The organism is Psychrobacillus sp. L4 (assembly GCF_042944905.1).
Taxonomy (GTDB): Bacteria; Bacillota; Bacilli; order Bacillales_A; family Planococcaceae; genus Psychrobacillus.
Window position 1 is genome coordinate 2,795,300 of the sequence record NZ_CP168496.1, and the last position, 26,735, is coordinate 2,822,034.

The 26,735-nt window shown below is 36.2% G+C and carries 28 protein-coding genes, 1 tRNA gene and 1 other RNA gene; 4 read left to right on the forward strand and 26 right to left on the reverse strand.

Annotated elements, in window-relative coordinates:
- The 16 genes from ACEPXG_RS13425 to ACEPXG_RS13500 all read right to left on the reverse strand — a co-directional run bounded on the left by ACEPXG_RS13425 (position 1) and on the right by ACEPXG_RS13500 (position 12,849).
- The gene (locus ACEPXG_RS13425; protein WP_391203288.1) at positions 1–1,017 is read right to left on the reverse strand and encodes a Wadjet anti-phage system protein JetD domain-containing protein; all 1,017 of its coding nucleotides are present in this window, start codon (positions 1,015–1,017) and stop codon (positions 1–3) included.
- Positions 1,018–1,893: 876 nt separating this feature from the next.
- On the reverse strand, positions 1,894–2,610 hold the full coding sequence (locus ACEPXG_RS13430) for a Fic/DOC family protein (protein ID WP_391203291.1): 717 nt from the start codon (positions 2,608–2,610) through the stop codon (positions 1,894–1,896).
- 3 nt (positions 2,611–2,613) lie between these two features.
- Entirely contained in the window at positions 2,614–2,799 is a 186-nt protein-coding gene (locus ACEPXG_RS13435) for an antitoxin VbhA family protein (protein ID WP_391203294.1), read from the reverse strand.
- 464 nt (positions 2,800–3,263) lie between these two features.
- Positions 3,264–3,617, reverse strand: a transfer-messenger RNA (tmRNA) gene (ssrA, locus tag ACEPXG_RS13440).
- A 68-nt stretch (positions 3,618–3,685) separates the two neighbouring features.
- Positions 3,686–4,153: an SsrA-binding protein SmpB gene (gene smpB, locus ACEPXG_RS13445; RefSeq protein ID WP_391203297.1), complete on the reverse strand. Its 468-nt coding sequence runs from the start codon at positions 4,151–4,153 to the stop codon at positions 3,686–3,688.
- A 46-nt stretch (positions 4,154–4,199) separates the two neighbouring features.
- The gene (gene rnr, locus ACEPXG_RS13450) at positions 4,200–6,509 is read right to left on the reverse strand and encodes a ribonuclease R (protein ID WP_391203300.1); all 2,310 of its coding nucleotides are present in this window, start codon (positions 6,507–6,509) and stop codon (positions 4,200–4,202) included.
- 42 nt (positions 6,510–6,551) lie between these two features.
- Positions 6,552–7,298, reverse strand: a complete 747-nt coding sequence (locus ACEPXG_RS13455) for an alpha/beta hydrolase (RefSeq protein WP_391203303.1) — start codon at positions 7,296–7,298, stop codon at positions 6,552–6,554.
- A 99-nt stretch (positions 7,299–7,397) separates the two neighbouring features.
- On the reverse strand, positions 7,398–7,625 hold the full coding sequence (gene secG, locus ACEPXG_RS13460) for a preprotein translocase subunit SecG (RefSeq protein WP_391116888.1): 228 nt from the start codon (positions 7,623–7,625) through the stop codon (positions 7,398–7,400).
- Between the two features lie 884 nt (positions 7,626–8,509).
- On the reverse strand, positions 8,510–8,857 hold the full coding sequence (locus ACEPXG_RS13465; RefSeq protein WP_391203306.1) for a VOC family protein: 348 nt from the start codon (positions 8,855–8,857) through the stop codon (positions 8,510–8,512).
- Between the two features lie 153 nt (positions 8,858–9,010).
- Positions 9,011–9,280, reverse strand: coding sequence for a CPCC family cysteine-rich protein (locus ACEPXG_RS13470; RefSeq protein WP_391209912.1), 270 nt, complete (start codon positions 9,278–9,280; stop codon positions 9,011–9,013).
- Between the two features lie 340 nt (positions 9,281–9,620).
- Positions 9,621–9,953: a hypothetical protein gene (locus tag ACEPXG_RS13475; RefSeq protein ID WP_391203309.1), complete on the reverse strand. Its 333-nt coding sequence runs from the start codon at positions 9,951–9,953 to the stop codon at positions 9,621–9,623.
- Positions 9,954–10,112: 159 nt separating this feature from the next.
- On the reverse strand, positions 10,113–10,310 hold the full coding sequence (locus ACEPXG_RS13480; protein WP_391203312.1) for a hypothetical protein: 198 nt from the start codon (positions 10,308–10,310) through the stop codon (positions 10,113–10,115).
- Between the two features lie 69 nt (positions 10,311–10,379).
- Positions 10,380–11,249, reverse strand: coding sequence for a GNAT family N-acetyltransferase (locus ACEPXG_RS13485; protein ID WP_391203315.1), 870 nt, complete (start codon positions 11,247–11,249; stop codon positions 10,380–10,382).
- Positions 11,250–11,310: 61 nt separating this feature from the next.
- The gene (locus ACEPXG_RS13490; RefSeq protein WP_391203319.1) at positions 11,311–11,574 is read right to left on the reverse strand and encodes a hypothetical protein; all 264 of its coding nucleotides are present in this window, start codon (positions 11,572–11,574) and stop codon (positions 11,311–11,313) included.
- Positions 11,575–11,763: 189 nt separating this feature from the next.
- Positions 11,764–12,186 (reverse strand): hypothetical protein, encoded by a 423-nt coding sequence (locus ACEPXG_RS13495; RefSeq protein ID WP_391203322.1) that lies wholly within the window; start codon positions 12,184–12,186, stop codon positions 11,764–11,766.
- 258 nt (positions 12,187–12,444) lie between these two features.
- Positions 12,445–12,849, reverse strand: coding sequence for an RND transporter (locus ACEPXG_RS13500; RefSeq protein WP_391203323.1), 405 nt, complete (start codon positions 12,847–12,849; stop codon positions 12,445–12,447).
- A 404-nt stretch (positions 12,850–13,253) separates the two neighbouring features.
- Here ACEPXG_RS13500 and deoD point away from each other — a divergent pair, with 404 nt between their 5' ends.
- On the forward strand, positions 13,254–13,964 hold the full coding sequence (gene deoD, locus ACEPXG_RS13505; RefSeq protein WP_391203326.1) for a purine-nucleoside phosphorylase: 711 nt from the start codon (positions 13,254–13,256) through the stop codon (positions 13,962–13,964).
- Positions 13,965–14,268: 304 nt separating this feature from the next.
- Here the strand turns inward: deoD and eno are convergent, their stop codons facing one another.
- The 7 genes from eno to ACEPXG_RS13540 form a co-directional block, all read right to left on the reverse strand.
- Positions 14,269–15,561: a phosphopyruvate hydratase gene (gene eno, locus ACEPXG_RS13510; RefSeq protein ID WP_391203328.1), complete on the reverse strand. Its 1,293-nt coding sequence runs from the start codon at positions 15,559–15,561 to the stop codon at positions 14,269–14,271.
- Positions 15,562–15,563: 2 nt separating this feature from the next.
- Positions 15,564–17,102 carry a 2,3-bisphosphoglycerate-independent phosphoglycerate mutase gene (gene gpmI / locus ACEPXG_RS13515; protein WP_391203330.1) on the reverse strand — a complete coding sequence of 513 codons (1,539 nt, stop codon included), beginning with the start codon at positions 17,100–17,102 and terminating at the stop codon, positions 15,564–15,566.
- Positions 17,095–17,856: a triose-phosphate isomerase gene (gene tpiA, locus ACEPXG_RS13520; RefSeq protein WP_391203333.1), complete on the reverse strand. Its 762-nt coding sequence runs from the start codon at positions 17,854–17,856 to the stop codon at positions 17,095–17,097. Before tpiA ends, gpmI begins: the two co-directional genes overlap by 8 nt.
- Positions 17,857–17,871: 15 nt before the next feature.
- Positions 17,872–19,038 (reverse strand): phosphoglycerate kinase, encoded by a 1,167-nt coding sequence (locus tag ACEPXG_RS13525; RefSeq protein WP_391209914.1) that lies wholly within the window; start codon positions 19,036–19,038, stop codon positions 17,872–17,874.
- Positions 19,039–19,160: 122 nt separating this feature from the next.
- On the reverse strand, positions 19,161–20,168 hold the full coding sequence (gap, locus tag ACEPXG_RS13530; RefSeq protein WP_391203336.1) for a type I glyceraldehyde-3-phosphate dehydrogenase: 1,008 nt from the start codon (positions 20,166–20,168) through the stop codon (positions 19,161–19,163).
- Between the two features lie 12 nt (positions 20,169–20,180).
- The gene (locus ACEPXG_RS13535) at positions 20,181–21,218 is read right to left on the reverse strand and encodes a sugar-binding transcriptional regulator (protein WP_391203339.1); all 1,038 of its coding nucleotides are present in this window, start codon (positions 21,216–21,218) and stop codon (positions 20,181–20,183) included.
- Positions 21,219–21,552: 334 nt separating this feature from the next.
- A complete protein-coding gene (locus ACEPXG_RS13540) occupies positions 21,553–21,729 on the reverse strand; it encodes a glutaredoxin family protein (RefSeq protein ID WP_391203343.1) in 177 nt (58 codons plus the stop codon).
- 950 nt (positions 21,730–22,679) lie between these two features.
- Between ACEPXG_RS13540 and ACEPXG_RS13545 the strand changes: the two genes are divergently transcribed.
- On the forward strand, positions 22,680–23,192 hold the full coding sequence (locus tag ACEPXG_RS13545; protein ID WP_391203346.1) for an RNA polymerase sigma factor: 513 nt from the start codon (positions 22,680–22,682) through the stop codon (positions 23,190–23,192).
- Complete coding sequence (locus ACEPXG_RS13550) at positions 23,179–23,928, forward strand: hypothetical protein (protein WP_391203349.1); 750 nt, start codon at positions 23,179–23,181, stop codon at positions 23,926–23,928. Before ACEPXG_RS13545 ends, ACEPXG_RS13550 begins: the two co-directional genes overlap by 14 nt.
- An 87-nt stretch (positions 23,929–24,015) precedes the next feature.
- Here ACEPXG_RS13550 and ACEPXG_RS13555 read toward each other — a convergent pair whose 3' ends face one another.
- Both ACEPXG_RS13555 and ACEPXG_RS13560 read right to left on the reverse strand, forming a co-directional pair.
- A complete protein-coding gene (locus ACEPXG_RS13555) occupies positions 24,016–24,825 on the reverse strand; it encodes a TPM domain-containing protein (RefSeq protein WP_391203351.1) in 810 nt (269 codons plus the stop codon).
- Positions 24,825–25,403, reverse strand: coding sequence for a LemA family protein (locus ACEPXG_RS13560; protein ID WP_391203354.1), 579 nt, complete (start codon positions 25,401–25,403; stop codon positions 24,825–24,827). Before ACEPXG_RS13560 ends, ACEPXG_RS13555 begins: the two co-directional genes overlap by 1 nt.
- Before the next feature lie 160 nt (positions 25,404–25,563).
- Between ACEPXG_RS13560 and ACEPXG_RS13565 the strand changes: the two genes are divergently transcribed.
- A complete protein-coding gene (locus ACEPXG_RS13565) occupies positions 25,564–26,520 on the forward strand; it encodes a catalase family peroxidase (RefSeq protein WP_391203357.1) in 957 nt (318 codons plus the stop codon).
- A 61-nt stretch (positions 26,521–26,581) separates the two neighbouring features.
- Here the strand turns inward: ACEPXG_RS13565 and ACEPXG_RS13570 are convergent.
- Positions 26,582–26,653 (reverse strand) — tRNA-Arg (locus tag ACEPXG_RS13570).
- Positions 26,654–26,735 lie beyond the last annotated feature (82 nt).

A 26,735-nucleotide genomic window follows, 5' to 3' on the forward strand; every position in this document is an offset into this window, starting at 1 on the left:
TCATTCCTCCAAATCATCACTCATTTGCTGCCAAATCTGCTGAAGTTTTGCTGCTCCTAACACTTCCTGTGAAATATAATTATTCTTTTCTAATAGTGAATGACATTTTTCTACTATATGTGGTGGCAAGTTTTCCATAAACGCCTCTATTGCCTCATCATCACGCAGCTGCTTTTTCAAAATAGGCTTTCCTTCATCCTGTAAAGCTGCTTCATAAAATGGCAATGCAACTGCAACAGACTGCTGTTTACTGACTAAATACCAAATAGAAATGCCCGCAAAATCGAGATCTCCAAAATAATAAAACAGGTGACGTACATTCGGTAACGGTAACTGCTTGTCGAATAAATTTAAGCTACCTACAATTTCAAAACCAGCCCCATAAATCAACGTTGAAAAGCGTGTTTTCTTAAGTGCTGGTAGAAGTCCTTCATATGTCGTTTTATTTTCGACGATTAAATGAAATTGTGTTGAGTGATGTAACTGCTGGGGGTTTACGGCGAAACGAAGAGGCTCCTTAACATCAACAATTTGCATCTTCATCCATAACCCAAGACGCTCAAGTACGCGTCTTCCTCCTTTATATTGAAGCCACTTTTCATCCCCAACTACTTGCTGACTACGTTCTGGCGCAGGTGCAGGGAGGGTCGGGAAATTATATGTAAGGATAAACTGATTGATTTTTTGAATATATGGCAAATCCTGCTCTAGTTGCTGTGGTGTTAACCGATAATATTTATCTAAAGAAATACTCGGATCCAACGTCAGCTGCAAAGGCTCAATCACTTCCCTAAGCGATTTTTTCACTGAATGCTTTAATACTTTATATTTATAATGAAGCCTAGGTATCTGCGGCGTTTGCCCAGCACTTTTAACCGGCTGTAACAATTGCGCCTCAACAAGTTCTAGTACAGCCTTAGCAAACAATTCATATGTTTGATGATCACTTAATAATCGCTCGAGTTCTGATAATGTAATGTATGATTTCTTAAATTCCATTAGTTTATCTCTCATCATGCACCCCCTATTGGATTTAGTATAACAAAGTCTATTTACCATATCTCTAATTTATTGTAAAATTATCTCAAATATATTCTTTCGTTGAATTATGCTCGCCTTGTTGCATGTAATACATAAAAAACAGAACCTTCCATTTCGTATTCGATTAATACACTTAGTTTTACACGTGCACATTTTCCTCTTTTATTAGAATCTATTAATAAAAGTAAAAATCGTTCAAATATATTTAGGTCATTCTGGTGTTAAGACTACACTAGATATTTATGCTTATGTTACTGCAACGGCCAAAGAATATCTATGTTCCCAGTGTCATAGAAGACTTAGACACTATTCAGAATTATCCTGAAGTTACGTCTATCGCAATGGACTTTTTCATTTCTCCGATAAGAATTGCAGAATTGTAACAGAATTAGGTAGCAATAGTTGAGTAGGCTTGTTCTTTCCTAAGTATAAACTACAACAATACGCTACTGTAGGTAACGGAATGTCTTTGGAAATACAGGCACTTTTAACCTGAATTCACTTGTAGATATAGATAACTGCATAGCTGCATGTTACAATGTACTTAACTAATTGCGGTGCACTGCTTCGGCTTGCACTTAAGGGAACTAGATGCGTCTAGTTCTCTTTTAATTTTAAAGGGATCCTACGAGTTAATTAGCGTAGGATCCCTTTATTCGTTCCCTGTGCCACACACAACTTAGACACTATTCAGAATTGTTTTAAAGTTGCGTCTAACATAGGGAACCTTTTAAGAAACTAACATGAAAATCATAATATTCACGTTTTTTTGAACTAACGTGAATGTTCCAAATCCAAAGTAACTACTTAAATAAAAGCCTACTTCATAAATAGCATGAAATAGGCTTGAAATTATTTATCTTTAATTGTATCAAATGGTTTTTCTTCATAATTGGTTATATCGTATTGTCTAATTATTTGATAACTCTGTTGCTTCTCTTCAGATAGTTCTGCTTCAATTGGATTAACTAAACTTAAGGCATCAGTTATGATTCGGTGTAAATAACTATTCTCGGGTGCTTCATCAATCGCAGCCATCACCAAAGCATTACGTAAATAACCAACATTTTGTGAAAGGAGCTCAGCATTAAATGTTAAGTCTTTTTTATCTGCAAACAGCTTCATAAAAATAGAAACGGCTCGTGTATTACCTTCTCGATAAGGATGGACTCGCCAAATATCTGTCATGAACTTAGCAAAATTCGAAGGTAACTGAGGATTTTCTTGTGTCCAGTCAATTAATATCGCCCAATTAAAAATGGCTAGTAAATCAGTGTCGATACGTGAATAATCACTATATGTAACTGATAAACCATTTAAAACACGTTCACTTTTGTAAATATTCACTGTTCGAAACTCACCAGCCCAACTATACAAGTCTTCGAATAGGAAATGATGAATCGTTTTTAAAGACCTATAATCATTGAAATCTAAAGTATCTGAAATGGTATGGATATCTAAAATACTAGCAATTAATAATTGTGCTTCAATATTAATTAACTCTTGTTCATCTTGTATGTTTAATTTATTGATTAAAATTTTTGTATTCGGATATACATATGGATCCATAAGTTATTTTGATGCCTTCACGTATTTTTGAATAATAGCTTGTTTTAACTGACTTGAAGTTACTTGACCATTTTCATATTGATGTAACAAATTTTGTGTAAATGCTGTCGGTTTTCCACCATCAAGGGCAGCCATTCCAACCGCAAATTGAATTTGTTCTTGACGTTCTAGGCGTGAGTTTGTATTCATGTCATACACCCCTTAATATTAGATAGTATATTTATTATAACATATCATAATTAACCATGATAATTTAGCGAGAGTTGGAAAAGTCATCGACCAAGAAACAATTTCTAAAATTCATAAGTAGCTTTACACTGAAATAGTAATATTTTATGTTATTGTATATAGTATGCTCCAACTCGAATAACTTATTAAGCAAGATGCATCACAAACATGAAAAAGATAACATTATGGTTATTAAAAATTACCTAATTCAAAACACATAATAAGTGCAATAGCTACACAAAAGTTACACAAAGCAAAGGAAGAAGCAGTTTTAAAGTTCTCCAGCTATTTAAACATGTAAAGTTTTTGACTACGCTTTTGACTACGTCCGGTTGATACTCAATGAAACTATATGATATAGACAAAAAGAAAAAACCCTTGAATACCAAGGGTTTTGACACTGTATGAAATCATATGATTTCGTAATATGGAGACGGCGGGATTTGAACCCGCGTCCAGAAACTCTAACACTTAAGCTTCTACGCGTGTATCTTGCCTATTTAGGATTCGCGTAGCACTATGCCGACAAGCGGGCGTCATGTACGCTAACTTGGAAATCTCTTGCTGACAGCTCAAGTGGCACTGCCAACCGTATCCCACTAAAGTTGAGCTTTACCTAGCCACATGGGCGATGGATAGATAAAGCAGATCCGAGCTTACGCTGCGAATGCTAAGTTGTTGTTTGTTTTGCCTGTTGTTATAAGTTCCGTTTTTACGGAGCCGAGCCTCCGACGCGCAACTCAAGCTCAGACTATCCCTGTCGAATCCATAACGTCCCCGTTTATGGAATATAAGCTTTGTTACATACTTACTATACATCAAATTTGGTCAAAATTCAAGTGAAACGTTATTGATTGCGCTCTTTGAATGCTCTATCCATATCACGTTTTGCTTCTTTTTTCTTTAAGACGTCTCGTTTGTCGTAATCTTTCTTCCCTTTTCCGACTCCGATTAATACTTTTGCAAAGCCATTTTTTAAATACATTTTAAGCGGAACGATGGTGTAGCCATCTCGTTTTGTTTCTCCGATTAATGTACTAATCTGCTTTTTATGCAAAAGTAGTTTGCGTGATCGTAAAGGGTCATGATTGAAACGATTTCCTTGTTCGTATGGACTAATATGCATATTAGAAATCCATGCTTCGTTGTTTCGAATTCGGATGAAGGCATCTTTTAATTGTACCTTAGCATTTCGAATCGATTTGATTTCCGTACCTTGTAGTACAATACCTGCTTCAATCGTCTCTTCGATAAAGTAGTCATGGTTTGCTTTTTTGTTTTGTGCAAGCACTTTATCATCAGGCTTTTTTGCCATCTCATTCACCTCTCAAAAGCTGGAGAGGAGCGACTTAATCGCTCCTTTATTTTTTCTTTGGTCGTTTACGTCTTTGTGATTTTTTTGCAACCGCTTCGTAAAATTTCTTTTTCTGTTTGACTCCTGTTTTCGGACCTGGTTGAGAAGTTCCTTTTTGAGCAGGTGTTCTATCTTTTTTCTGCGCGTGAATTACTTTTGGTGCTTCTTTTCTAGTACGGTGGAATGCTTTTTTCATGCCGACGATTTCAAAGTCAACTGCAGATTCTTCTACTTTCACATCTGCTACTCGAATCGTTACTTCATCGCCGATTCGGAATTGCTTCCCTGAACGCTCACCAATCATCGTCATTTGACGATCATCGAAACGGTAATAATCATCGGTCATATTCGTTACGTGCACAAGACCTTCTATTGTATTCGGAAGCTCGATGAACATACCAAAGTTTGTAATAGAGCTAATAATACCTTCAAACTCTTCGCCGATTTTATCCGCCATATATTGTGCTTTTTTCAGCGAATCTGTATCACGTTCCGCATCTACTGCACGTCTTTCACGTTTAGACGTATGTTCTGCAATATCATCGATAATCGCACCCCAATGATTAATCGTTGTTTGTGATACATCTCCATTTACTAAATACGTACGAATTAATCGATGAACGATTAAATCGGGATAACGTCGAATTGGTGAAGTAAAATGCGTATAATATTCTGTTGATAAACCAAAATGTCCTAAGCAATCAGCATAATATTTCGCTTGTTGTAATGATCTTAAAAGCATTGTAGAAATTACCGGTTCTTCTGGCATACCTTCAATGGACTCAATAATTTCTTGTAATGCTTTCGGGTGAATATCATTTCCTGTCCCTTTTACAACAAGCCCAAAGTTTGTTAAAAACCCGAAAAAGCGTTGCAGTTTTTCCGGTTTAGGATCTTCATGGATTCGGTAAATAAATGGGACATCCATCCATTTGAAATGTTCCGCTACTGTTTCATTGGCAGCTAACATAAACTCTTCAATTAGACGTTCTGCAACCGTACGCTCTCGTATCGCAACATCCGTTGGCCAACCATCTTCATCCACAATAATTTTTGCTTCTGGAAAATCAAAATCGATTGCTCCACGATTTTTTCGCTTTTCTCTTAATACAGCTGCTAACTCAGCCATTGTTTCAAACATTGGCACAAGCGGTTCATATCGTTCCATTAATGCAGCATCTTTTTCTTCTAAAATTTTGTACACATCAGTATAAGTCATTCTTTCTGTTGTTCGAATAACACTTTGGAAAATCTCATGCGATGTCACCATACCGGAACCATCAATAATCATTTCACATGATAATGTTAAGCGATCAACATGTGGATTTAACGAACAAATCCCATTGGATAAACGATGTGGAATCATAGGAATAACACGGTCTGCTAAATATACACTTGTTCCACGGTCATATGCTTCACGGTCAAGTGGCGATCCTTCCGTTACATAATGACTTACGTCGGCAATATGTACACCAAGCTTAAATGTACCATCCGGTAATTTAGTCACCGTAACCGCATCATCTAAATCTTTTGCATCGGCACCATCAATCGTTACAATTACTTCTTCACGTAAATCTCTACGATTATCCAAGTCTTTTTCGTCAATTGCATCTGGTACTGATTCCGCTTGATCGATTACTTCCTTTGGAAAATCAATCGTAATACCATGTTTATAAATTATCGATAATATATCGACACCTGGATCATTTTTATGGCCAAGAATTTGTTTAACAATTCCTGTTGCAGATTTCCTTTCATTTGGCCAATCCGTAATTTCTACAACTACTTTATGCCCTTCAATCGCTCCAAGTGTGTCGCCTTTTGCAATAAAAACATCCATTGGAACTTTCTTGTCATCTGGAAGAACAAAACCGAATCCTTTATTGTCTTGGAAAGTTCCAACAACTTGAGTGATTCCTCTTTGTGTAATTTTAATAATGGAACCTTCTCTTCGGTCACCGCTAGATTCAAGTGAAACACGAACAAGCACTTTGTCTCCATTTACTGCTCCATTTACTTCAGTTGGTGGAATAAAAATATCATCCATCCCTTCCTCTTCTGGTGCAACAAATCCAAAGCCTTTTGCATGTCCTATAAACTTTCCAACAATCAAGTTCATACGCGATGGTATACCATATCGGTTTGATCTGGAACGGACAACTAGCCCTTTTTCTTCCATTTGAACAAGTGTTTTCACTAACTCTTTAAATTCCTCCGAATGTGTAAGCCCAAAATGATTCTCAATTTCTTTTATCATTAACGGTTTATATTCTTCAGAGCGCATTAATTCGAGTAGCGTTTCTTTCATATTTTCCATGTTACATCCCTCCTTTTTCAGCGTGTGCACTTTTAGGTTGTTTTACACATTCCAATCAAGTGACTCTAAAAAGTTTAATATATCTTCATGTAATTGCTCTTTTTCCGAGCCCAGTGTAATGACATGACCTGAATTTTCATACCATTTGATTTTTTTATCGATGGATTCCGCTTCATCATAAATGATATTTGCGGAATTTGTATCAATGACTACATCCTTCTTACCTTGTGTAACAAGGAGTGGTGCGTAAATATGATCAACATGATCTTTCACATTGTAAACAAACTCTCTTAGCTCTGACAATGTCTCCATCGGCGTTTGACGAATTGCTTCTACTTCTTCTTCGATTTGCTCTTCTGTTTTTCCTTCATACTTCTTATATTCTTTTGCATATTTTAATACACCTTCAAACATAATATCTGTTGTCTTCATGCTCATTGGAGAACACATGGTAACAATTCCTTTCACAGGAACTGTATACCCTAATTTCAATGAAAATACGCCACCAAGAGAAAGACCGGCAACCGCAATTTCTTCATAGCCTGCAGCCTTTAAACGATCATAAGCCATCATGACATCTTTCCACCAATCTTTTGGACCAGTTTCTAATAGTTCCTCAGGTGGCACACCATGTCCCTTATAATGCGGCGCTAATGATGTGTATCCATTTTTCTCTAAAAAGCGTCCAAGCATTCGAACATCAGACGAATTGCCCGTAAATCCATGGAGAAGTAATACTGCACGTTTCCCTGCTTCAAAGAAAAAAGGTTTTGGCGTTGAAATTCGCATGGATAAATCCCTCCAATCTAAAAGCTAGAAATAAATTATGTACTAATTAAAAGAAAACGCCTAACCAATCAGAAGTCGGTCAGGCGGTACGAATCTGTTTTAAAGTTTGGTTACAGCAATAGTTAGAATGAAAAATAACACTGCAAGTACAATCGTCACTCTATGTAATACAAGGTCCATACCTCGAGCTTTTTGTTTTCCAAAAAGTTGTTCAGCTCCACCAGAGATGGCTCCCGAAAGACCAGCACTTTTCCCCGATTGTAACAATACAACAACGATTAATGCAAGCGATACGATGACTAATAAAGTTAATAAAAACTCATGCATTTATTCCACCTCCTGATAAGAACATTCACAACAACTTTAATTTTACCAAAAACAACTAGAAGTTACAACAGTCTATCAATAATATAATGCTTTTCAAGAAATATAACCCGCTGTTTTTGTTTAGTAATAAAGTTAATAGATATAGATTGCGTCTTATTTGTTCTAAAAAAAGAATAGTACAATCTCCATTGAAGTGCACCTCGGCTACACTATTTTCAGGGGAACTTTTGTGGATCGTGTTTGTCTGTCTCGCTCTTGGGATGTCTAGAGACAAGTTGCATTTGGTTCGGGTTAATGAGAGACAAAATCCTATTCTACTTTATTAAAAGCGGACGAAGATGCAATTTCGTCCGCTCTTCACTTGATTATAAATATAAGCTATCTATTTTTTTCAAGTTCCATATACTCTAATCATCTACACATTGATTCATGTATACTCTCTGGATGGTAATAGTAAAAAACAATCAGGATCAAGCTCCAGGTGGATGAAAAGAGGACAGACGGTATAAAGAACCTAAAACTAGTCCATCAGCACCTATTAAATTCTTCGACGCTTAATCAGTGGATATATATGGATAATGTGAGCGTCAATTCATCCTTCTCAGCGCTTCTTTATCAAAAGATACTACCAATTTTTTCTCTGTTACCGCTTGCTAAATTATTTAACAATTGAAAGTACCGGAAGTATAACGGGTTCGGTTGGTGGGGAGAAAAATGCCAATAACAAAGTAAATTTCATACTAACCAGTATATTTTTCAACAGCAAATTCGCAATATAAACGACAATAAAAACGCTCACGAATATGAGCGTTTTTTTGATGTAATATTTTACTATCCTTCTTGAACTAAAGCAGGTTAGCTTAATAGCGAATGATTACAACCCGCTATTTCTCCCAAAGCTCGATCAGTCGCCCTTCAGGATCTTTAATCCAAATAAACTTTCCAAATTCACTAATCTCTTCTTTCTTTTCAAGAGGTACACCAATATGTTCAAGATGCTTAATAGTGTAGTTTAGATCATGTACTTGGAAATTTAACATCACTTGTTGTTCTGTAGGAAAATAACTGTCATTCTCGGTAAAGAAAGAAAAGATGGTCTCATTTCCTAATTCCGGTTTAATCACAGTTCCATTCCAATTTTCTAGATCCATCTTCAACACTTCACTGTACCATTTTTTTATAACATCAAGATCCTTAGTTCTCCAAAATATTCCTCCGACACCTTTTATCATCGTAACTAACTCCTGTCTGTCTTTAAATTTTTAGTTTTTCGATTAATGTTTAGTTCCTTCTTCAACTATAGAGCAGTTAGCTCAATAAGGAAAAAATTTTATACCCCTTATTGAAGTAATGGAGTGCGTTAGTTGAACAAGGGATAATTATTTCTAAGCTAATGGTTTCCAATTTATATCTCTTGTTTCTTCAATAGTTGGTTTTCTTACATTCTTTATAAAACTTTCTTCGATTGCTCCGAAGCACAAAAAATTCTTTTGACTATCTCTTAATGATAATTCGTTTGCACCACCCCGATAGTCAACATCTTTTGTTTGAACATAATCATCTTGCCAAAAACAAACTTTACATATGATGTCCGTCCCAGATGGTTTCTCGTCTAAAGTTTTATAGCCACAACAAAGGCAGGGATACTTTTTCATTATCAACAACTCTCTTCCTACCGATATTTCTTACTACTAAGAATTTCTTATTAATAACTTAAAATTTGTACTTCTTTGGATTTCTTATTCAACTAAACTCACCTCTAGTTGAATAACGATAAAGGCATGGTTCAACCAGCCTTGTTCTGCTAAAGCCCTTCGTTACTTTAATAAAACAATTTAAATTATTCATTGATTTCATAAATCAATGTATCAAATAATTTTCCATCAGTATAAAATAGAATTGCCCATTCTCCCGACTTAGGATTCATTACACTTGAAGGTGCATGAGCATCTGCTCCATTATTTTCTCCCCCAAGTACTATTGTCCAACCAGTTGTTAATATTTGATGAACAGTTCCTGTTTCTTATGATAACCGACTACTGTTAATTCTGTTTGCCTAGGGTTTTCAATTCCCCAAAGATGCCACATCCATTTTTGCCCATTTAAACTCGGTGCATCTGCACCAATTACACCTGATTTGTTTTCATTACCAATAATATTTTCATTAAATGTTTCCGCTTTTTTATCCCAATCAATACCCTCAAAATCACTTTCTTGAACGAAATCAGGAATACCTTCTGGTAAATCCATATCATTTGATGTACAACCTATTAAAAGTACCACTCCAACTAATACTAATAACGCTGAAATCTTTTTTATAACATTCATTTTATATAAATCCTCCTCTTATTTTTAGACGAGTAACAACCTGATTATTTTCATAGTATTCTAATTATTTTAAGCGAAAAAATAATCCTTCTTTTTACTAAACTGCGGCGTTACTTGAAGAAAAGAGGAGCATTATCGTTGTTCCAGTAATGCACTCCGTTAGCTTAAGAAGAATTTTTTCCTTCTTTCTTCTGTTTCCTTCTGTAAAAAAAAACGCCATAGATAAAAGATAGTCCAAAACACTAATAAAGCAATATACTGATAATTTCGTTCACCATAATATATAATGATGGTTCCTATAATAAACGTTGGTACAGCCAAATAAACCCACATTCTGTCTTCCTTGTTTTTAAACATATACTTCCACCTCCCTTTTATAACTTTCTTCAACTAGCCTCCGTTAGTTTAATTAGGCTTTAATTATTCCTACCCAAAAACTTGGGCAGCAATAGCGAATAGTTCTTTATTTCTGAATGGCATATGAACAGAGTTTTTTATCATAATGGGAGGTTCACTAACTTTTACAAATCCACTTTTCTCCAAGAATAACATTAACTCGTTATTACTGGATGGCACATCAATCCTTAACTTTCCTTGATGATTAAGAGCTAACCCCTCTATAATTAATGCTGCTATTTGGGGATTTGGTGCAACAATAGGTCCTAATATTAGATTTAATGGTCCTAATATGGATAATCCATATCCAATAATCTTCCCTTTTTGATCTCTAACAACTAAAAATTGTTTTGATTGAAGTATCCGGTTAAGAAGAAATGTTCTTCTCATATCACCAAACGCAACAGAATCTAATTCTACAATTTCATTAAAATCATTCTCACTGTATTTCTCTAAGGTAATTTCTAGATTAATTAACATTTTAGACTGAATATAACTATCACTTAAATACTTATGTACATAGTCCACAGTAATAAAACCCATGTTTTCATATAGGGGTTTCCCATCATCAGTTGAAATTAACATTATTGAGGTATCTTTAGAAACACTGTCTATACATTTCTGAGTTACCTTTTTTCCTAAACCCAAACCTCTGTATTCTTTATTAACAATAACCATACCAATTGAAGCTAAATCAGTATCATAAGGTATAATTGCCGCACTCGAGACAATTTTCCCCACAGCATTTTTATGCCCGAATATTTTGCCAGATGACATAACAGTTCTAATTTCATTATCATCGTAATCCCAGCCAACTGATGCAGAATGTTCTATTAAACCCAAGACATCATATTGATCAAATTCCACTAATTCTAATACTCTTTTATTGTCTGTATGCATTAGAAATCCCCCTACGTTATTTCTCCTACCGCTAGAATACTTTAATATATCCCCTTTTCAACTAACCCCTTAAGTATAAGAAGAAAAATGGAATGAAAATTAAACCTAATACTATCCATACACTAAGTTGACTATCAATACGTTTATCTAAAAATTTAAAACTTCCTTCAAACTTCTTGGAAAAATAACTAAGAGAAAACCAAACTAGTCCAAATATCAAAAATTTAATCCATCTATTATCATTTATCTCAGGCTCGATAAAATAATAATAAATACCAAACGCAATAAATGCCGTAAATAATTGTACCAAGCTGAATATCTTCACTTTATTCCTCCTAGAAAAGAAAAAAATCCCAATACTAACTATTCGTCATACTTCTTAAAAAACCTTTTTCTTCAAGTAACACACCTTTAGTTCAAAAAGAAAAAAGGCTTTACTCCTTCTTGTAGTAAAGTCCTCCGTTAATGAAGAAGACAGCTTTTCTATTCCAAGTAATATAATTTCAATTAACCTTTATTTACTTACCGTTTCAGCGGGAGTAACCGCTTCATTTTGAAAATACGTTGTAATTATTTTAGTAATAAACCAGTTTGTTCTATAGGGTTCTGGATTCATTTTAACAGTAATAACCTTATGTCCTCTGCCAAAATTCGCATATGAAGTTTGTAAGTCATATGCAATTATATATTGTACCTCTGTATCACTAACGTTATTTACTTTCACAAAGTGAAGGTTTGCAACCCACGGGCTTGATTGCCCAGTCACCCAACCGTTTTCTTCGTACTGTTTCCGTGTAAGTTTTTGGAGAGATGGCGAAAGCACTGCATATTGAACTGCACCACTTCGATTTTCCATGCCTAATATCCATAGTTCTACAGCTTGTTTGGGGGTTCTAGGTTGCAATCCATATATAAACGAATTTAATTGACTTTCCAATGTATCTAGTCACCTTTCGAACATACTTTTCTAATAAGATATGTTTCGTATGAATTCCAAGTTCAGATATTTTTCCCTGGTAGTCAACGTTTTGCAAGTTTTGTTCTCTAAGCAAATTACAACAAAAAGCCGAATTCCTGTTTGTTAAGGAATCGACTATTTTTTATTTATTGGTGTATCTACGAATCCCTCTATTGGTTAATAAAATATCTCTCCATTCACTTCTAACCAGTTAAATTTTATTGGGTCTTGCGACTTTCAAGAAAATAGAAAACTGAGTAAGATACTATTAAGATTACCCCTGTTAAGAATGCAATAAAAAAAACCAAATATTCCTTGAAAAGCGACCCATCCAACCGTGAATGTAAGGAAAAATAATACATAACAAAAACCTGCTATTATTATTGCAATAGGTACGTTAAAAGGAAATAATCGTTTCCAACCCAAAGCTAAAAAAGAAGACATAAAAAGTATAACAACTGAAATGATTGTGTCTAACAAGCCCCAACGGAATTCCACACGAGACTGTCCTTCTTCACCAAAAGTAGTGTGTGTAGTACTATTTAAGTCATATATAGTAATTGCTGCTGAAGCAACACCCATCAATACAATGGTTATGAAAATTGCCCAGTTTATCGTTTTTATCATGTTTTTATTTTTCATTTTACCCCCTAAAAAATTTTAAACTCCTTCTTCAAGTAACGCCGCGGGATAGTTGAAGAAGGAATAATAATAACTGAACAGGACAAACTAAACCTAAATATAAATTAGGGTGATGAAATTAGATAAAGGTATTCTTTTTCTATTGGTTTTATTTGGTACACTGTGCAATCCAATTCTTATAATCGGATTTTCCGACTCTTTTAGATGCACCAATTTCGAGGTTTTGGGTACCCCCTTGTTCTAAATTTACTTGAGCAATTTTTTTGTTTTTCACCGGACATTATTCATATAACCTTGACAGAGATATTTACTCTAAAATATAATGTAAGCGAAATTATTTAGATCACTATACAGGCAACTGAATTTAAGTGGTCTGTCTTAAATGAGAAATGGAGAGATATAATATGACAACACCACATATTACTGCAAAAGTTGGAGATATTGCAAAAACAGTTTTAATGCCAGGAGATCCTTTGCGTGCGAAATATATTGCAGAAACATATTTAGAAAATCCAGTTCAGTTTAATAGTGTACGTAACATGTTTGGCTATACAGGAAGTTATAAAGGAAAACAAATATCCGTAATGGGATCTGGAATGAGAATGGGAAGTATAGGTATTTATTCATACGAGTTATTTAAGTTCTACGATGTAGAAAATATTATTCGAGTAGGTAGTGCTGGTGCTTATACAGATAAACTTAACATTCATGATATTGTTCTTGTAGATAGTGCATGGAGTGAATCAACATTTGCAAAGGTTCAAGCTGGAGTTGAAAATGATATCCAACTTCCTAACGAGTTATTAACGAAAAAAATTGAAGATGCTGCAAATCGCATCCATATTCCTATTGTTAAAGGTAGAACACATTCAAGTGATGTATTTTATCATGAAGATAATGTTCCAAATCATGTTGATTTTTATAATGACCATAATTGTATTTGTACAGAAATGGAAAGTTATGCGTTATTCCATAATGCAAGAATACTAGGGAAACAAGCGGCGAGTATACTAACTATTTCAGATTCATTAGTAACCCATGAGCAAATTAGTGCTGAAGCAAGACAAACATCACTCGATAAAATGATGAAAATTGCTTTAGAGGCTTGTTTGTAAAATATAGAAGCAGGACCATACATATTAGACCTATCTAAAATGTATGGTCCTTTTATTATCACCTTTTTTAACTATCTAACCTAAATATATAAATTTATGTGCGAATTATGTCTTCGATTAGGCATTTTTTTAATGTTTTCTCCCTATAAACCAAACCAGATACCGAAAGCATATTGTCTTTCTTTCTGCACTGTTGATTGGAGCGTCCGCCTGCAGCGGAAATCAACCTGTTCATTGCATAAAAACTTATATTCTTTCCGTAAAAAAAACTACTTAACGATTCACTCGTTAAGTAGCTTTTGCATTATTTTAAGTTATAGAATGTTTTTTTACCTAAATATTGAGCAGTTTCATATAATTGATCCTCAATACGAAGTAATTGGTTGTATTTGGCTACACGATCCGAACGAGAAGGTGCACCTGTTTTAATTTGCCCAGCGTTTGTTGCAACTGCGATATCGGCAATTGTTACGTCTTCTGATTCACCTGATCGGTGAGAAATTACAGCTGTATAGCCAGCACGTTTAGCCATTTCAATCGCGTCAAATGTTTCTGTAAGTGTACCAATTTGGTTTACCTTTACAAGAATCGAATTTCCAACGCCTTGTTCAATTCCTTGTGCCAATTTTTTCGTATTTGTAACGAATAAATCGTCTCCAACTAATTGTATTTTTTTCCCTAAACGTTCTGTTAGTAATTTATGTCCAGCCCAATCATTTTCATCTAAGCCGTCTTCGATTGAGATGATTGGGTATTTTTCGCAAAGTTCTTCATACCAAGCAACCATTTCTTCAGAAGTTTTTACAACGCCCTCACCAGTTAAATGGTATTTACCATCTTCTTTATTGAACAACTCAGAAGCTGCTACGTCCATTGCTAGAAGGACATCTTCTCCTGGTTTATAGCCTGCTTTTTCGATTGCAGTCATAATAGTAGATAATGCTTCTTCATTTGATTTTAAGTTTGGCGCAAACCCACCTTCATCTCCAACAGCTGTGTTTAATCCTGCATCTTTTAATACCGATTTTAAGCTATGGAAAATTTCTGCACCCATACGAAGTGCGTGACGGAATGATTCTGCTCCAACTGGCATTACCATAAATTCTTGAATATCTACATTATTGTCCGCATGTTCCCCACCGTTTACAATATTCATCATTGGAACTGGCAATTGTTTTGCATTAAATCCACCTAAATATTGATATAAAGGAAGTCCTAAAAAGTCTGCCGCAGCATGGGCAACAGCAATGGAAACACCTAAAATTGCATTTGCACCAAGGTTTCCTTTATTTTCTGTGCCATCTAAATCGATCATTGCATGATCAATTTCTACCTGATCTAAAACTGAAAAGTTCTCTTCTAATTCTGCCGCGATTATGTTATTTACGTTTTCTACTGCTTTTAGAACACCTTTACCTAGGTATCTTGCTTTGTCACCGTCACGAAGTTCTACTGCTTCATATTCACCAGTAGATGCTCCAGAAGGAACGATTGCACGGCCAAATGCACCACTTTCTGTAAAAACTTCTACTTCTACTGTTGGGTTCCCACGTGAATCTAATACTTCACGAGCTTGAATCTGTGTAATAATTGGCATTTTTAACTCTCCGTTTCGATTAGTGTTTTACCTGTCATTTCAGGCGGTGTTTCTATCCCTAATAAGTGTAACATGGTTGGTGCCAAATCGGCTAAAATTCCGTTAGGACGAAGGGTAACATTCTTCTTTGTTACGATAACAGGAACAGGGTTAGTCGTATGTGCAGTCATTGGCTGGCCTTCTAGTGTAGTTACTTCATCTGAATTTCCGTGATCTGCAGTTATAATTGCATATCCGCCTTTTGAAGTAATGGCATCTACTATTTTACCTAAGCACTCATCCACTGCTTCTATTGCTTTAATCGTAGGCTCTAGCATTCCACTATGGCCAACCATATCTGGATTAGCAAAATTTAATATGATTGCATCGAAGTTATCATTTGTTATTTCAGCTAAAAGTGCATCCGTTACCTCATATGCACTCATTTCTGGTTGCAAATCATACGTAGCCACTTTCGGAGAATTTATTAAAATTCGTTGTTCTCCAGGAAATGTCTCTTCACGTCCACCGCTCATAAAAAATGTTACATGTGGGTATTTCTCAGTTTCCGCAATGCGTAGTTGTGTTTTATGATGAGCGGAAAGAACCTCTCCAATTGTATTAGATAAGTTTGCTTTTTCAAAAACAACATCCGATACAACGTCATCACTATAATGCGTGAACGTCACAAACTTTAAATTTGTTGGATGCTTTTTACTTAACTTAAAGCTATCAAAAGTTGGTGTATTTAATGCTAAAGATAATTGAATCGCACGATCAGGTCGGAAATTAAAGAATATAACTGCATCTCCCGAGTCAATCGTCGCAACTGGTTTTCCATCTTCTTCAATAACGAAAGGAAGTACAAATTCATCTGCAATATCTTCCTCATATGATTGAAGAATTCCTGCCGTTGCTGTTTCAGCCGTATTTCCTACTCCGTCAACAAGCACTTTATAAGCAAGTTCTACTCTATCCCAGCGGCGATCACGATCCATTGCATAATAGCGACCACTTATCGATGCGAATTTACCTACACCGATTTCTTTCATTTGCTTTTCTGTTTCTTCCACATACCCAACGGAAGTACGTGGTCCGACATCACGACCGTCCAAAAATCCATGAACAAATACATCTTGTAATCCATGGTCTTTTGCTAATTTCAATAAAGCGAATAGATGCGTGTAATGACTATGAACCCCACCGTCTGAAAGTAATCCCATTAAGTGTAGTTTCCCGCCATGTTTCTTCACATGTTCAATTGCCCCTATAAGTTTAGGCTCTAAAAAGAAATCCCCTTCACGAATCGATTTATGAATTCGAGTTAAGTTTTGATAAACAATTCTTCCTGCCCCGATATTTAAATGCCCTACTTCCGAGTTACCCATTTGACCATTTGGCAAGCCTACTGCTTCACCTGATGCTATTAAAGTAGCATTCGGATATTCGGCCCAATATCGATCAAAGTTAGGCTTGGTTGCCTGAACAACCGCATTTCCATACGATTCATTTCGCAATCCAAATCCATCCAGAATGATTAAAGCAACTGGACTTTTAGGCATTTTGACCAGCCTCCAATAGCTTCACGAATGAATCTACTTGTAAACTTGCTCCACCAACTAGCGCGCCATCAATATGTTCTTTTGAAAGTAATTCTTCAATATTCTCCGGTTTTACACTTCCGCCATATTGAATACGAACGCTACTTGCAACTTCTTCTCCAAATCCGTCTAGAACTGTTTCACGGATTGCTTGGCACACATCATTTGCATCATCTGCAGTTGCAGTTTTACCTGTTCCGATTGCCCAAATTGGTTCATAAGCAATGATTGAGTTCATAACATTTTCTTCTGAAATTCCTTCTAAAGCAGCCATTACTTGTGTGGATACAATATTTTCTGTTTCATTTTGTTCACGTTGTTCTAAAGTTTCTCCTACACAAATAATTGGTATTAAGTTATTCTCAAACGCTGCTTTCACCTTTTTATTCACGGATTCATCTGTTTCATTGAAATATTGACGTCTTTCGGAATGTCCGATTACAACATATTGAACGCCTAAATCTTGAAGTTGATGTCCACTGACTTCCCCTGTAAATGCTCCTTCTTTTTCCTCGTGCATTGTTTGGGCACCGATGGATATAAAAGAATCTTTTGCAACATGTACAAGTGAATTTAAAAATAATGCTGGAGCGCAAATAACCGTTTCTACTTTACTGTTATCTACTTGTTTTTCTTTTAACTGCTCGACGAAATCTTTCGCTTCGGCAAGTGTTTTATACATTTTCCAATTTCCTGCTATCACTGGTTTACGCATATAAAATCTCCTCCATTACTTATCGTTTAAAGCAGATACACCCGGTAAATCTTTGCCTTCCATAAACTCTAAGGAAGCTCCTCCACCTGTGGATATATGATCCATTTTATCTGCAACTTCGAATTTTTCTACCGCTGCTGCCGAATCTCCACCACCAATAATCGTGTAACCATCTGTATCGGCCATAGCGTTCGCCACACCCTTAGTACCATTCGCAAATACATCCATTTCGAATACACCCATCGGTCCATTCCAAATAATCAGCTTACTATTTTTAATAACATCCGCATATAAAGCAGCTGTTTTCGGTCCAATATCTAACCCCATCCAGTCGGAAGGAATTTGGTCGATATCCACCACTTTCGTATTGGCATCTTTTGAAAACGCATCTGCTACGACAACATCTACTGGTAAGTAAAAAGAAACACCTTTTTCTTTCGCTTTTTCCATAAAAGACTGCGCCAATTCGATTTTATCTTCCTCTAATAAAGAGTTTCCAACATCATGCCCTTGTGCCTTGGTGAATGTATACGATAAGCCTCCACCGATTAATATATTATCTACTTTGTCCAATAAATGATTAATAACACCAATTTTATCTTTCACTTTTGATCCACCAATAATTGCTGTAAATGGACGTTCCGGATTAGATAAAGCTTTCCCTAAGACATCTAATTCCTTCTGCAGTAACAAACCAGAAACTGCTGGCAATAGCTTCGCAATCCCTTCCGTTGTCGCATGTGCACGATGAGCTGCACCGAAAGCATCATTCACATACACATCTGCCAAGGAAGCAAATGCTGTTGCAAGCTCTGCATCATTTTTTTCTTCCCCTGCATGGAAGCGGACATTTTCTAATAAAACAACATCTCCATTTTGCATTTCAGAGATTACTGCTTCAACTGTAGCTCCAATCGATTCATCTAACTTTTTCACTGGCTTATCCAAAAGTTTAGCTAAATGCTCTCCTACTTTTGTCAAACGTAGTTCTTCTTTCACTTCACCTTTTGGTCGTCCCATATGGCTAGCTAAAATTACTTTCGCACCTTGCTCGATTAAATGGTCAATCGTCGGTAATGCTGCACGAATACGTGTATCATCTGTAATTGCTCCATCTTCCATCGGCACGTTAAAGTCTACACGACAAAACACACGCTTTCCTCGTAAAGTTACATCGCTCATTGTTTGTTTTTCATTCATGAGATAAGCCTCCTTATATGTATAAAAATAAGGAGCGAAGGGTAACCCTTGCTCCTTTTACCCTCTTTCATTATAGAGGTTATAATCCATAATCGCTATGCTGATTATAGTCCTTTTTTCGCCATAAGTAATACAAGGTCGATACAACGCGCGGAGTATCCTGATTCATTGTCATACCAAGATAATACTTTCACCATATTATCTCCTAATACCATTGTTGAAAGTCCGTCAATTGTTGAAGATGCTGTATTTCCATTATAGTCAATTGAAACTAATGGAAGTTCATTGAAAGCAAGAATTCCTTTTAATTCATTTTCAGAAGCTTGTTTTAAAGCAGCATTAACTTCTTCTACAGTTACGTCTTTTTCAAGCTCTGCTACAAAGTCTACTAAAGAAACATTTGGTGTAGGTACGCGGATTGCCATACCATCTAATTTTCCTTTTAGTTCAGGAAGTACTTTTGCAACTGCTGACGCTGCTCCTGTTGTAGTTGGAATCATAGATTCTCCTGCTGCACGAGCACGACGGTAATCACTATGCGGCAAATCCAAAATGCGTTGATCATTCGTATAAGAGTGAATAGTTGTCATCATTCCACGTTTAATACCAAATTGATCTTGTAAAACTTTTGCAAGTGGTGATAAACAATTTGTTGTACATGATGCATTTGATATTACATGATCTGTTTCTGGATTATAATTATCCGCATTTACTCCCATAACAAATGTAGGCATATCGTCTTTAGCAGGTTGAGATAGAATTACTTTTTTCGCTCCAGCTTCAATATGCTTTCCAGCTTTATCAGCTGTACTGAATATTCCAGTACATTCAATAACGATATCAATTTCTTGCTCTTTCCATGGAAGTGCTGATGGGTCTTTCTCAGCAAAAACTCGAATGTTTTTACCGTTAACAACTAAATAGTCACCTTCTGAAGAAACGTCTGCGTTTAAAATTCCATGGACAGAATCATATTTCAACAAGTGTGCAAGCATTGCAGCATCTGTTAAATCATTGATCGCTACTACTTCTAATTCTTTCTGTTCTAGTGCTTCTCTAAAAACTTTACGTCCTATACGTCCAAATCCATTAATCGCTAATTTTACTGTCATTTTATTTTCCTCCTAATTGGTTTGTGAGATTATGTTCATCATTTCATTTGCAGCACCTTCATCGGTCACTAATACGGTTTGTTCCGGTGCTTGTTTAAAATAAGACAATAGTGCTTTTGCTTTTTTGGCACCACCTGCAACTGCAAGTAGATGCTCTATATTTTTTAATTGTTTTAACTGAATTCCAATTGTTCGTATTCGGTGAACTGCTTCACCGTGCTCATTAAAGTAATAGCCAAACGCTTCACTAACCGAACCGTTTTCTTTTAAACGCTCGATTTCTTGTTCGCTAGAATTTCTTCTTCGAGCCATTTCTTCAGCATCACCAATACCATGAATAATAATGGTTGTTTTTTCATATAGGTCCATCATTTCCTGAATGAAGGGCTCTTTCTTCATCGTAGTGTATGCTTCTTCACTTAAACTATCCGGCATATACAATGTTCTATAGGATCCATTTGTTTTATTGGAAAAAAGAGAAACGATTGTATTTGCTTGTAACGTTACATCTTTTCCAACTCCGCCTCGAGCTGCGATAAACATTAAATTTTTCCATTTTGTTGTATCTTGAACAAAATTAGAGATGGATGCAATGGTTGAACCGCCTGTTACTGCGACTATTTTGTCATTAGACAAGATGCTTTCCAAAAACTTAGCCGCTTCTTGAGATAAAAGCATGGCTGCATTCGTATTAGTATCTACATTTCCTGGTACAATAATTACTTCTTTTATGTGTAAAATTTTTGAAAGTGTTTGCTCTAGTTGTAATCTTCCTGACCACTCGCGAACGACTTCTTTTAATTCCATTAATATTTTTGTTCCTTCAGGAGAAATTGCTGCTCCATCACGTGATATTTCTATTAATCCTTGATTTCTTAAAGCGTCTAATTCTTTCCGAATGTCTCTTTCCGACAAACCTAATTGTTCTCCTAAAACTCGCCTACCAATCCCTTTAGATAATTGAATCATCTGAAGTACTTGGTACCTTTTTTGTAACAAATCACTCATTTCAGGAATTAGCTTTAACTGAGCTGTGAGTAAAGACTCCATATTTCACTTCCAAACTTATTGGTACGTTTTTGTCCCACTTACTTTAAAAATGTCCCACTTACATAAAAAAAAGTGAATTTCTAAAATCATCATACAATATTATATGCACATTAGCAAGACTAGTGCATTATTTTTTGGGAAATATTGAGACAGTAAATAGGGGAAGGTCAAACGGAACCTGTCAAGCTAGGCAAAACCGGGCAAATATTGCGAGTACATATGCTTAACTTGCGAATACTCATGGAAATGTTGCGAGTATACTTATGAATATTGTGATTATGCTCTACGATATTGCGAGTAGCATAAAATCTAATGAAACGCACAATCTGGAGCACTATTTTAACAATGCTTCCAGTAGTGTTGCGTAATCTACTTGTCCATATTGAATAATTTCATCTTCGAATTCAACGACTGGAATCATCAACATATATTTTTCGTGTAGTGCTTCATCTTCTTCTATATTTACTTCCTTTATTTCAAACGCTACATCTTCCTGCACAAGTTTGAGCATAAGTCTCGCCTCTTCACATAAATGACAACCTGGTCTCATGTAGAAATGGACAATCATTTTATATCATCCTTCCCAAAAATCATTTGATACATTTTATTATAGTCTTTTTAAAGAATAAATTCGTGTGTTCTTTTGCATCAAGTCTGTTTATTATCCATATTCTTCTATTTAATAAAACCAGACAGTGGCTCACAGTTTTATGTTTCAGGTCGCTTTTTAGATATAATGCGTCTTACTGACCGCCGGGATTTCCGCTCTAGGCGGACGCTTTCCAAGGGGGGAGCGATGAGCCAGCACCGTCGCATGTGCGCCGCTTGTGCTGTCTCATCTGTCTCCCTGATCCCTTCGGAGTCGCCGCCTGCCGCTGCAATCCATAATGTGCAATATTTTATCCATTAACCACAACAAAGAATACGTAACGCGCAATATAATGCTAGCGCACTCTATATAAGTGGCATCTCACTCTAAGTTCAGGCTTTATTATGAGAAATGGTCTCGTTTGTGATAGTTTCTGTCTCGCTTCTAAGGGAAGTTTGTTGCGTTCACCACCATTTTGGTTTCGTTCAACCATTTATTGGACTTTGTTTTTAGAGAATACTACATAAGGAGGGTTTTCGCTGCAGGGCGGCGACTCCAGCCGGATCAAGTGAGCAAAATGAGACTTCACAACGAACGCAAAGCGGCGGTGAAGGCTCATCGCTCACCCGGCGGAAAGCGTCCGCCATGCAGCGAAAATCCCAGCGACAACTTTCTTACGACGCAATATATCTAAAGTAAGACGGAAAACTAATCGTACATTAGCCTAAATGTATTAGTCGGAAAGAACATAATAATCACCAGGAATGATTTAGCACTTAGACTTAAATACAAATTATTTCCTAAAAAGGTTAAGATAAAAGCGATACTTTTTATTTGTTCGTTCGTCTATAGCAATAAGGGGAGGTCAGAAGATGGAAATGGAACAGCTATACAAAGAGCACAGCGATCGAGTTTACAGCTATATATACTTACTTGTCCGTCATAGAGAATGTGCCGAAGATCTTACACAAGAAACATTTTACAAAGCATATAAAGGACTAAATGCCTTTAACAAGCAAGCGTCCACTGCCACCTGGCTATTAAAAATAGCACGTAATGTAACCTATGACTATTTTCGAAGGAAAAGAGTTATTCAATTTTTCTCCTTTGAAAAAGAGCATGATTTAGAAACAAACGCATTATCACCAGAGAGCCGATTGGAACAAAAGGAGCAACTTTCTTTGATGTATGACTCCTTAAGTAAGCTAAAAAAAGATTATCAAGAAGTCCTGCTCCTACGAAAGGTACAAGAATGCTCCATTCAAGAAACAGCCTATATACTCGGTTGGACCGAGGCAAAAGTAAAGATGAAAATGACGCGAGCACTTCAGGCACTTAAAAAGGAGTTTCATCAGAAAGGAGGTCTTGCAAATGAAACCACTTAAAGAATTTGATGAGTTTTTTGTGGGAATGAAAGATGTGGAGCGTTCAGAAGAAGCAAAACGCAATACGTGGCTAGCCTTAAAAGATAGAATAGAAACAAAGAGAAAAATCAATATATTTCCTGCCTTTATTTCATTAGCAATAGTAGCAATTGCCTCACTTCTCTTCATTACTATTTCTAATCCCTCGGAGACAGAGCAATCAGCTAAGGCTATTTCTAATGAAGAGGTGATTATGGCAGTGCTGGAGAGAGAATATAATGGACCTGATGAGGAGTATTTGCGTTTAATGAACAACTGGATGAATTTACAAAGCGAAACGAAAGCGGAGAACCAAGAGCAGTATAATCAACTTCTACAATCAAAGGAATACACGGACTTAATGGATTATTTAAACACTTTTGGTGAATACTTTAGTGAAGCTGTGCTGCCATCCTTAATTAATACCAATCTTGTGTTCAAATACGACTATTATTTAGAAGATAAAGATCTAGAGATGCATTTAGAAAACGTTGAAATTAAGCCCGAGAAAGATCATCCGACTATCTATCGCCCAATAATAGAGGTTTCCTTAACGAATAGCCAAGGTCAGAAAATTTATCAGACATTGCGAGAAGAATTTATCTTTTCTACATCAGAGCCTGGAAAAATTGGGAGATATAATCAAGTTAAAGATGGCGGTTACATGGAACTTCGAGAGAAAATAGAGAATTTTAGCGCTAATGTTGGAGGAAATTAAGATGGAAGAGGTCAAGCAGATGCTAGATGATATTGCTAAAAATTAATCGAGGAGGAGGGAGTTAAACACTCCCTCCTCCTCGATTATTTACCATTTGCGTCCTGCTCCGCCGCCTCCGGAACTACCTCCGCCGAAGCCGCCAAAACCTCCACCCGATCCCTTTCCACTGCCTCCGAAGCCGCCACCAAAGCCACCTCCGAAACTTCCAGGACCAAACATAATAGAGCGACGTCGTCTTCCAGAACCGCCTCCTCCACCACCATTATTCATGATTGTAAAAATAAAATAAATGACAACCACGATTCCAATGATGGTAGAAATCGAAAAACCTCCATCAGATGAAGCTGGATCTTTCGGTTCCATAAGCTCCCCGTCCCATCCATATTCCTTTGCTACTTCATTATAAAGTACTTGGTAAGTAGAAAGTACTGCATCATCCACTGAACCTTGTTCTAAATAAGGATTCGTATAATTCTCTAATATACGACCAATTTTCCCATCAGGTAAAGCTCCTTCAAGACCTTGACCAACTGAAATATATACATCTCTGTTGCCTTTTTTAGTAGGATCTGTTTCTATTACCAATAAAACACCGTTATTCTTCTTAGGATCACCTATACCAAATTCTCTTATGACATCTGTACTAAATTGATTAACATTTTGTCCATTTAATGAATTGATAATCATGACCACAATTTGTGATCCAGTTGCTTTATCTAATTTTTGACCAAGCTCTTCAATTTGCTTCTTGGTCGATGGTGATAAATAGCCTTCGTAATCTTGCACGTAAGATTCACCAGGAATAGGTTTTGGTATATCAGATGCTGCTACTGTTACTAATGGGATAGAAAGAAATAAAAGTAGCGCAACTATGAGCATTCGCGCAACTTTTTTCATCACTTGCCATCTCCTTCAAAATCCACGACTGGCGCTTCTTTCGCATTTGCGTCTGCTTTAAAATATTCTTTTTCATCGAAGCCAAAAATAGAAGCAATAATACTTCCCGGCATGCGTTTTACTTTTTTATTGTAGTTTGAAACTACCCCATTGTAGTCTTGTCTTGCTATAGACAAACGATTTTCTGTTCCAGCAAGTTCATCCATTAATTGACGAAAGTTTGCATCTGCTTTTAAATCAGGATAATTTTCCACTACAACTAACAATCTGCTTAATGCTCCAGATAACTGATCATTCGCACTTGCTTGTTCCTCTGGGGTACTTGCTCCTGCTAACTTCGAACGTGCATCCGCGATATTACTAAGTACTTCTTTTTCATGTGAAGCAAAACCTTTTACTGTATTCACAAGGTTGGGGATTAAATCCAAACGACGCTGCAATTGGTTTTCCACTTGAGCATACGCCTTATTGACATCTTCTTCTCCATTTACAAAACCGTTATAACTCGGTATTAAAATAGCCGCAAAGATAGCAATAATCACGATTATAGTTATAAGCGGTCCAAATAATTTCTTCATCTCATTCACCTCTAATTAAGTATAATATATTTCTACCTTTAAATCGAAAATGTGAAACCTATTTAACTATACGAAAAAGACATTAAATGGTTTCAAAAAATGTGGAGATCTCCTTTGATTAATATAAAAGTTTTGGGGTATAGCTGAAATAGAATGTTTAATGGAGGTGATTCACATAAATAATTTTAACGATCCTCATGATCTTTTACCAACTGACGCAATCGACACACTGGAAAAGATTCAAGGTAAGTTTCCCGGAGCCCGCCGCGCACATGCGAAGGGTGTGTTTTATGAAGCAATCTTTACACCTAATGGTAATGCAATACCGTATACTACTGCTGGACACTTGCAAAAGGAAGCAGTACCTGTACTCGTTCGATTTTCTAACAGCCCACCAAACCCGACAGCGGCTGATTTACTTTCCCCTTTTAAAGGTATGTCCGTCCAGTTCCACCTACCAAATGGAACTGCAAGTCATCTGGTAAGCACCACAATCCCAATGTTTATAACAAAAGACCCGAAAACCTTTATCGATATGTTGAAAATTTTAACAGATGACAAAACTGGCCTTGATAAACTGGATCTAGGACTAGGTATACTGAATATCATAAAAAAGTACCCTGAAAGAAAAAACATATTGCTAGCGCTAAAAGAACAATTGAAACAACCACCAACCAGTTATGCTCGACTCCATTATTACCCAATACACGCCTTTTATTTTGTAAATAAAGAAGGAAAACGCAAACCGATCAAATATGAATGGCAACCTGCACAAGAAGAAAATTCACTGAAAACTGAAGCAAAAATAACTTCTCCAGACTATCTCAGTGAAGAACTCAACGAGAGATTACTCAATGGGTCTGTTTCATTTAACTTAGTCATTCGTTTAGGAGAAGAAGGTGATGTTACGGATGATCCAACAGATCCATGGCCGGAAGATAGACAAAAGATTGTCGTTGGTCAATTAACTTTAAATAAAGCGGTATTTCCGAATGAGTCAGTTTTATTTGACCCTACTGTAGTCGCAGAAGGCATCGAACTTACGGAAGATCCTATCCTCCATTTTCGCCATGATGCCTACGCTGTTTCATTTAATAGACGTAGGAAAAATGAATAAAAAAAACACTTTAACCATGAAATACCATGATTAAAGCGTTTCTTGTTTTTTACTTAATTTATGCCCTCGGCGAGGATCGAACTCACATTACAAGCTTCGGAGGCTTGTGTGTTATCCATTACACTACAAGGGCAAGCGACTTATCTATTATACAAATAGAACGGGCAAAATTCAACCTTTCATTTTGAAGCTTAAAATTTGACCTTCCTTGACCA

Excerpts from the sequence above, each read along its gene's own strand:
- smpB (WP_391203297.1), bottom strand. The coding sequence starts at position 4,153 with ATGGCAAAAAAGCCTGATGATAAAGTGCTTGCACAAAACAAAAAAGCA.
- ACEPXG_RS13430 (WP_391203291.1), bottom strand. The coding sequence starts at position 2,610 with ATGGATCCATATGTATATCCGAATACAAAAATTTTAATCAATAAATTA.
- ACEPXG_RS13455 (WP_391203303.1), bottom strand. The coding sequence starts at position 7,298 with ATGCGAATTTCAACGCCAAAACCTTTTTTCTTTGAAGCAGGGAAACGT.
- ACEPXG_RS13535 (WP_391203339.1), bottom strand. The coding sequence starts at position 21,218 with ATGGAGTCTTTACTCACAGCTCAGTTAAAGCTAATTCCTGAAATGAGT.
- ACEPXG_RS13470 (WP_391209912.1), bottom strand. The coding sequence starts at position 9,280 with ATGAAAAAGTATCCCTGCCTTTGTTGTGGCTATAAAACTTTAGACGAG.
- ACEPXG_RS13425 (WP_391203288.1), bottom strand. The coding sequence starts at position 1,017 with ATGATGAGAGATAAACTAATGGAATTTAAGAAATCATACATTACATTA.
- ACEPXG_RS13545 (WP_391203346.1), top strand. The coding sequence starts at position 22,680 with ATGGAAATGGAACAGCTATACAAAGAGCACAGCGATCGAGTTTACAGC.
- deoD (WP_391203326.1), top strand. The coding sequence starts at position 13,254 with ATGACAACACCACATATTACTGCAAAAGTTGGAGATATTGCAAAAACA.
- gap (WP_391203336.1), bottom strand. The coding sequence starts at position 20,168 with ATGACAGTAAAATTAGCGATTAATGGATTTGGACGTATAGGACGTAAA.
- eno (WP_391203328.1), bottom strand. The coding sequence starts at position 15,561 with ATGCCAATTATTACACAGATTCAAGCTCGTGAAGTATTAGATTCACGT.
- ACEPXG_RS13565 (WP_391203357.1), top strand. The coding sequence starts at position 25,564 with ATGGAGGTGATTCACATAAATAATTTTAACGATCCTCATGATCTTTTA.
- ACEPXG_RS13525 (WP_391209914.1), bottom strand. The coding sequence starts at position 19,038 with ATGAGCGATGTAACTTTACGAGGAAAGCGTGTGTTTTGTCGTGTAGAC.
- rnr (WP_391203300.1), bottom strand. The coding sequence starts at position 6,509 with ATGGAAAATATGAAAGAAACGCTACTCGAATTAATGCGCTCTGAAGAA.
- tpiA (WP_391203333.1), bottom strand. The coding sequence starts at position 17,856 with ATGCGTAAACCAGTGATAGCAGGAAATTGGAAAATGTATAAAACACTT.
- ACEPXG_RS13465 (WP_391203306.1), bottom strand. The coding sequence starts at position 8,857 with ATGATAAAAGGTGTCGGAGGAATATTTTGGAGAACTAAGGATCTTGAT.
- ACEPXG_RS13435 (WP_391203294.1), bottom strand. The coding sequence starts at position 2,799 with ATGAATACAAACTCACGCCTAGAACGTCAAGAACAAATTCAATTTGCG.
- ACEPXG_RS13555 (WP_391203351.1), bottom strand. The coding sequence starts at position 24,825 with ATGAAAAAAGTTGCGCGAATGCTCATAGTTGCGCTACTTTTATTTCTT.
- ACEPXG_RS13485 (WP_391203315.1), bottom strand. The coding sequence starts at position 11,249 with ATGCATACAGACAATAAAAGAGTATTAGAATTAGTGGAATTTGATCAA.
- ACEPXG_RS13560 (WP_391203354.1), bottom strand. The coding sequence starts at position 25,403 with ATGAAGAAATTATTTGGACCGCTTATAACTATAATCGTGATTATTGCT.
- ACEPXG_RS13550 (WP_391203349.1), top strand. The coding sequence starts at position 23,179 with ATGAAACCACTTAAAGAATTTGATGAGTTTTTTGTGGGAATGAAAGAT.
- secG (WP_391116888.1), bottom strand. The coding sequence starts at position 7,625 with ATGCATGAGTTTTTATTAACTTTATTAGTCATCGTATCGCTTGCATTA.
- ACEPXG_RS13500 (WP_391203323.1), bottom strand. The coding sequence starts at position 12,849 with ATGAAAAATAAAAACATGATAAAAACGATAAACTGGGCAATTTTCATA.
- ACEPXG_RS13480 (WP_391203312.1), bottom strand. The coding sequence starts at position 10,310 with ATGTTTAAAAACAAGGAAGACAGAATGTGGGTTTATTTGGCTGTACCA.
- gpmI (WP_391203330.1), bottom strand. The coding sequence starts at position 17,102 with ATGCCTAAAAGTCCAGTTGCTTTAATCATTCTGGATGGATTTGGATTG.
- ACEPXG_RS13540 (WP_391203343.1), bottom strand. The coding sequence starts at position 21,729 with ATGCTCAAACTTGTGCAGGAAGATGTAGCGTTTGAAATAAAGGAAGTA.
- ACEPXG_RS13475 (WP_391203309.1), bottom strand. The coding sequence starts at position 9,953 with ATGAATGTTATAAAAAAGATTTCAGCGTTATTAGTATTAGTTGGAGTG.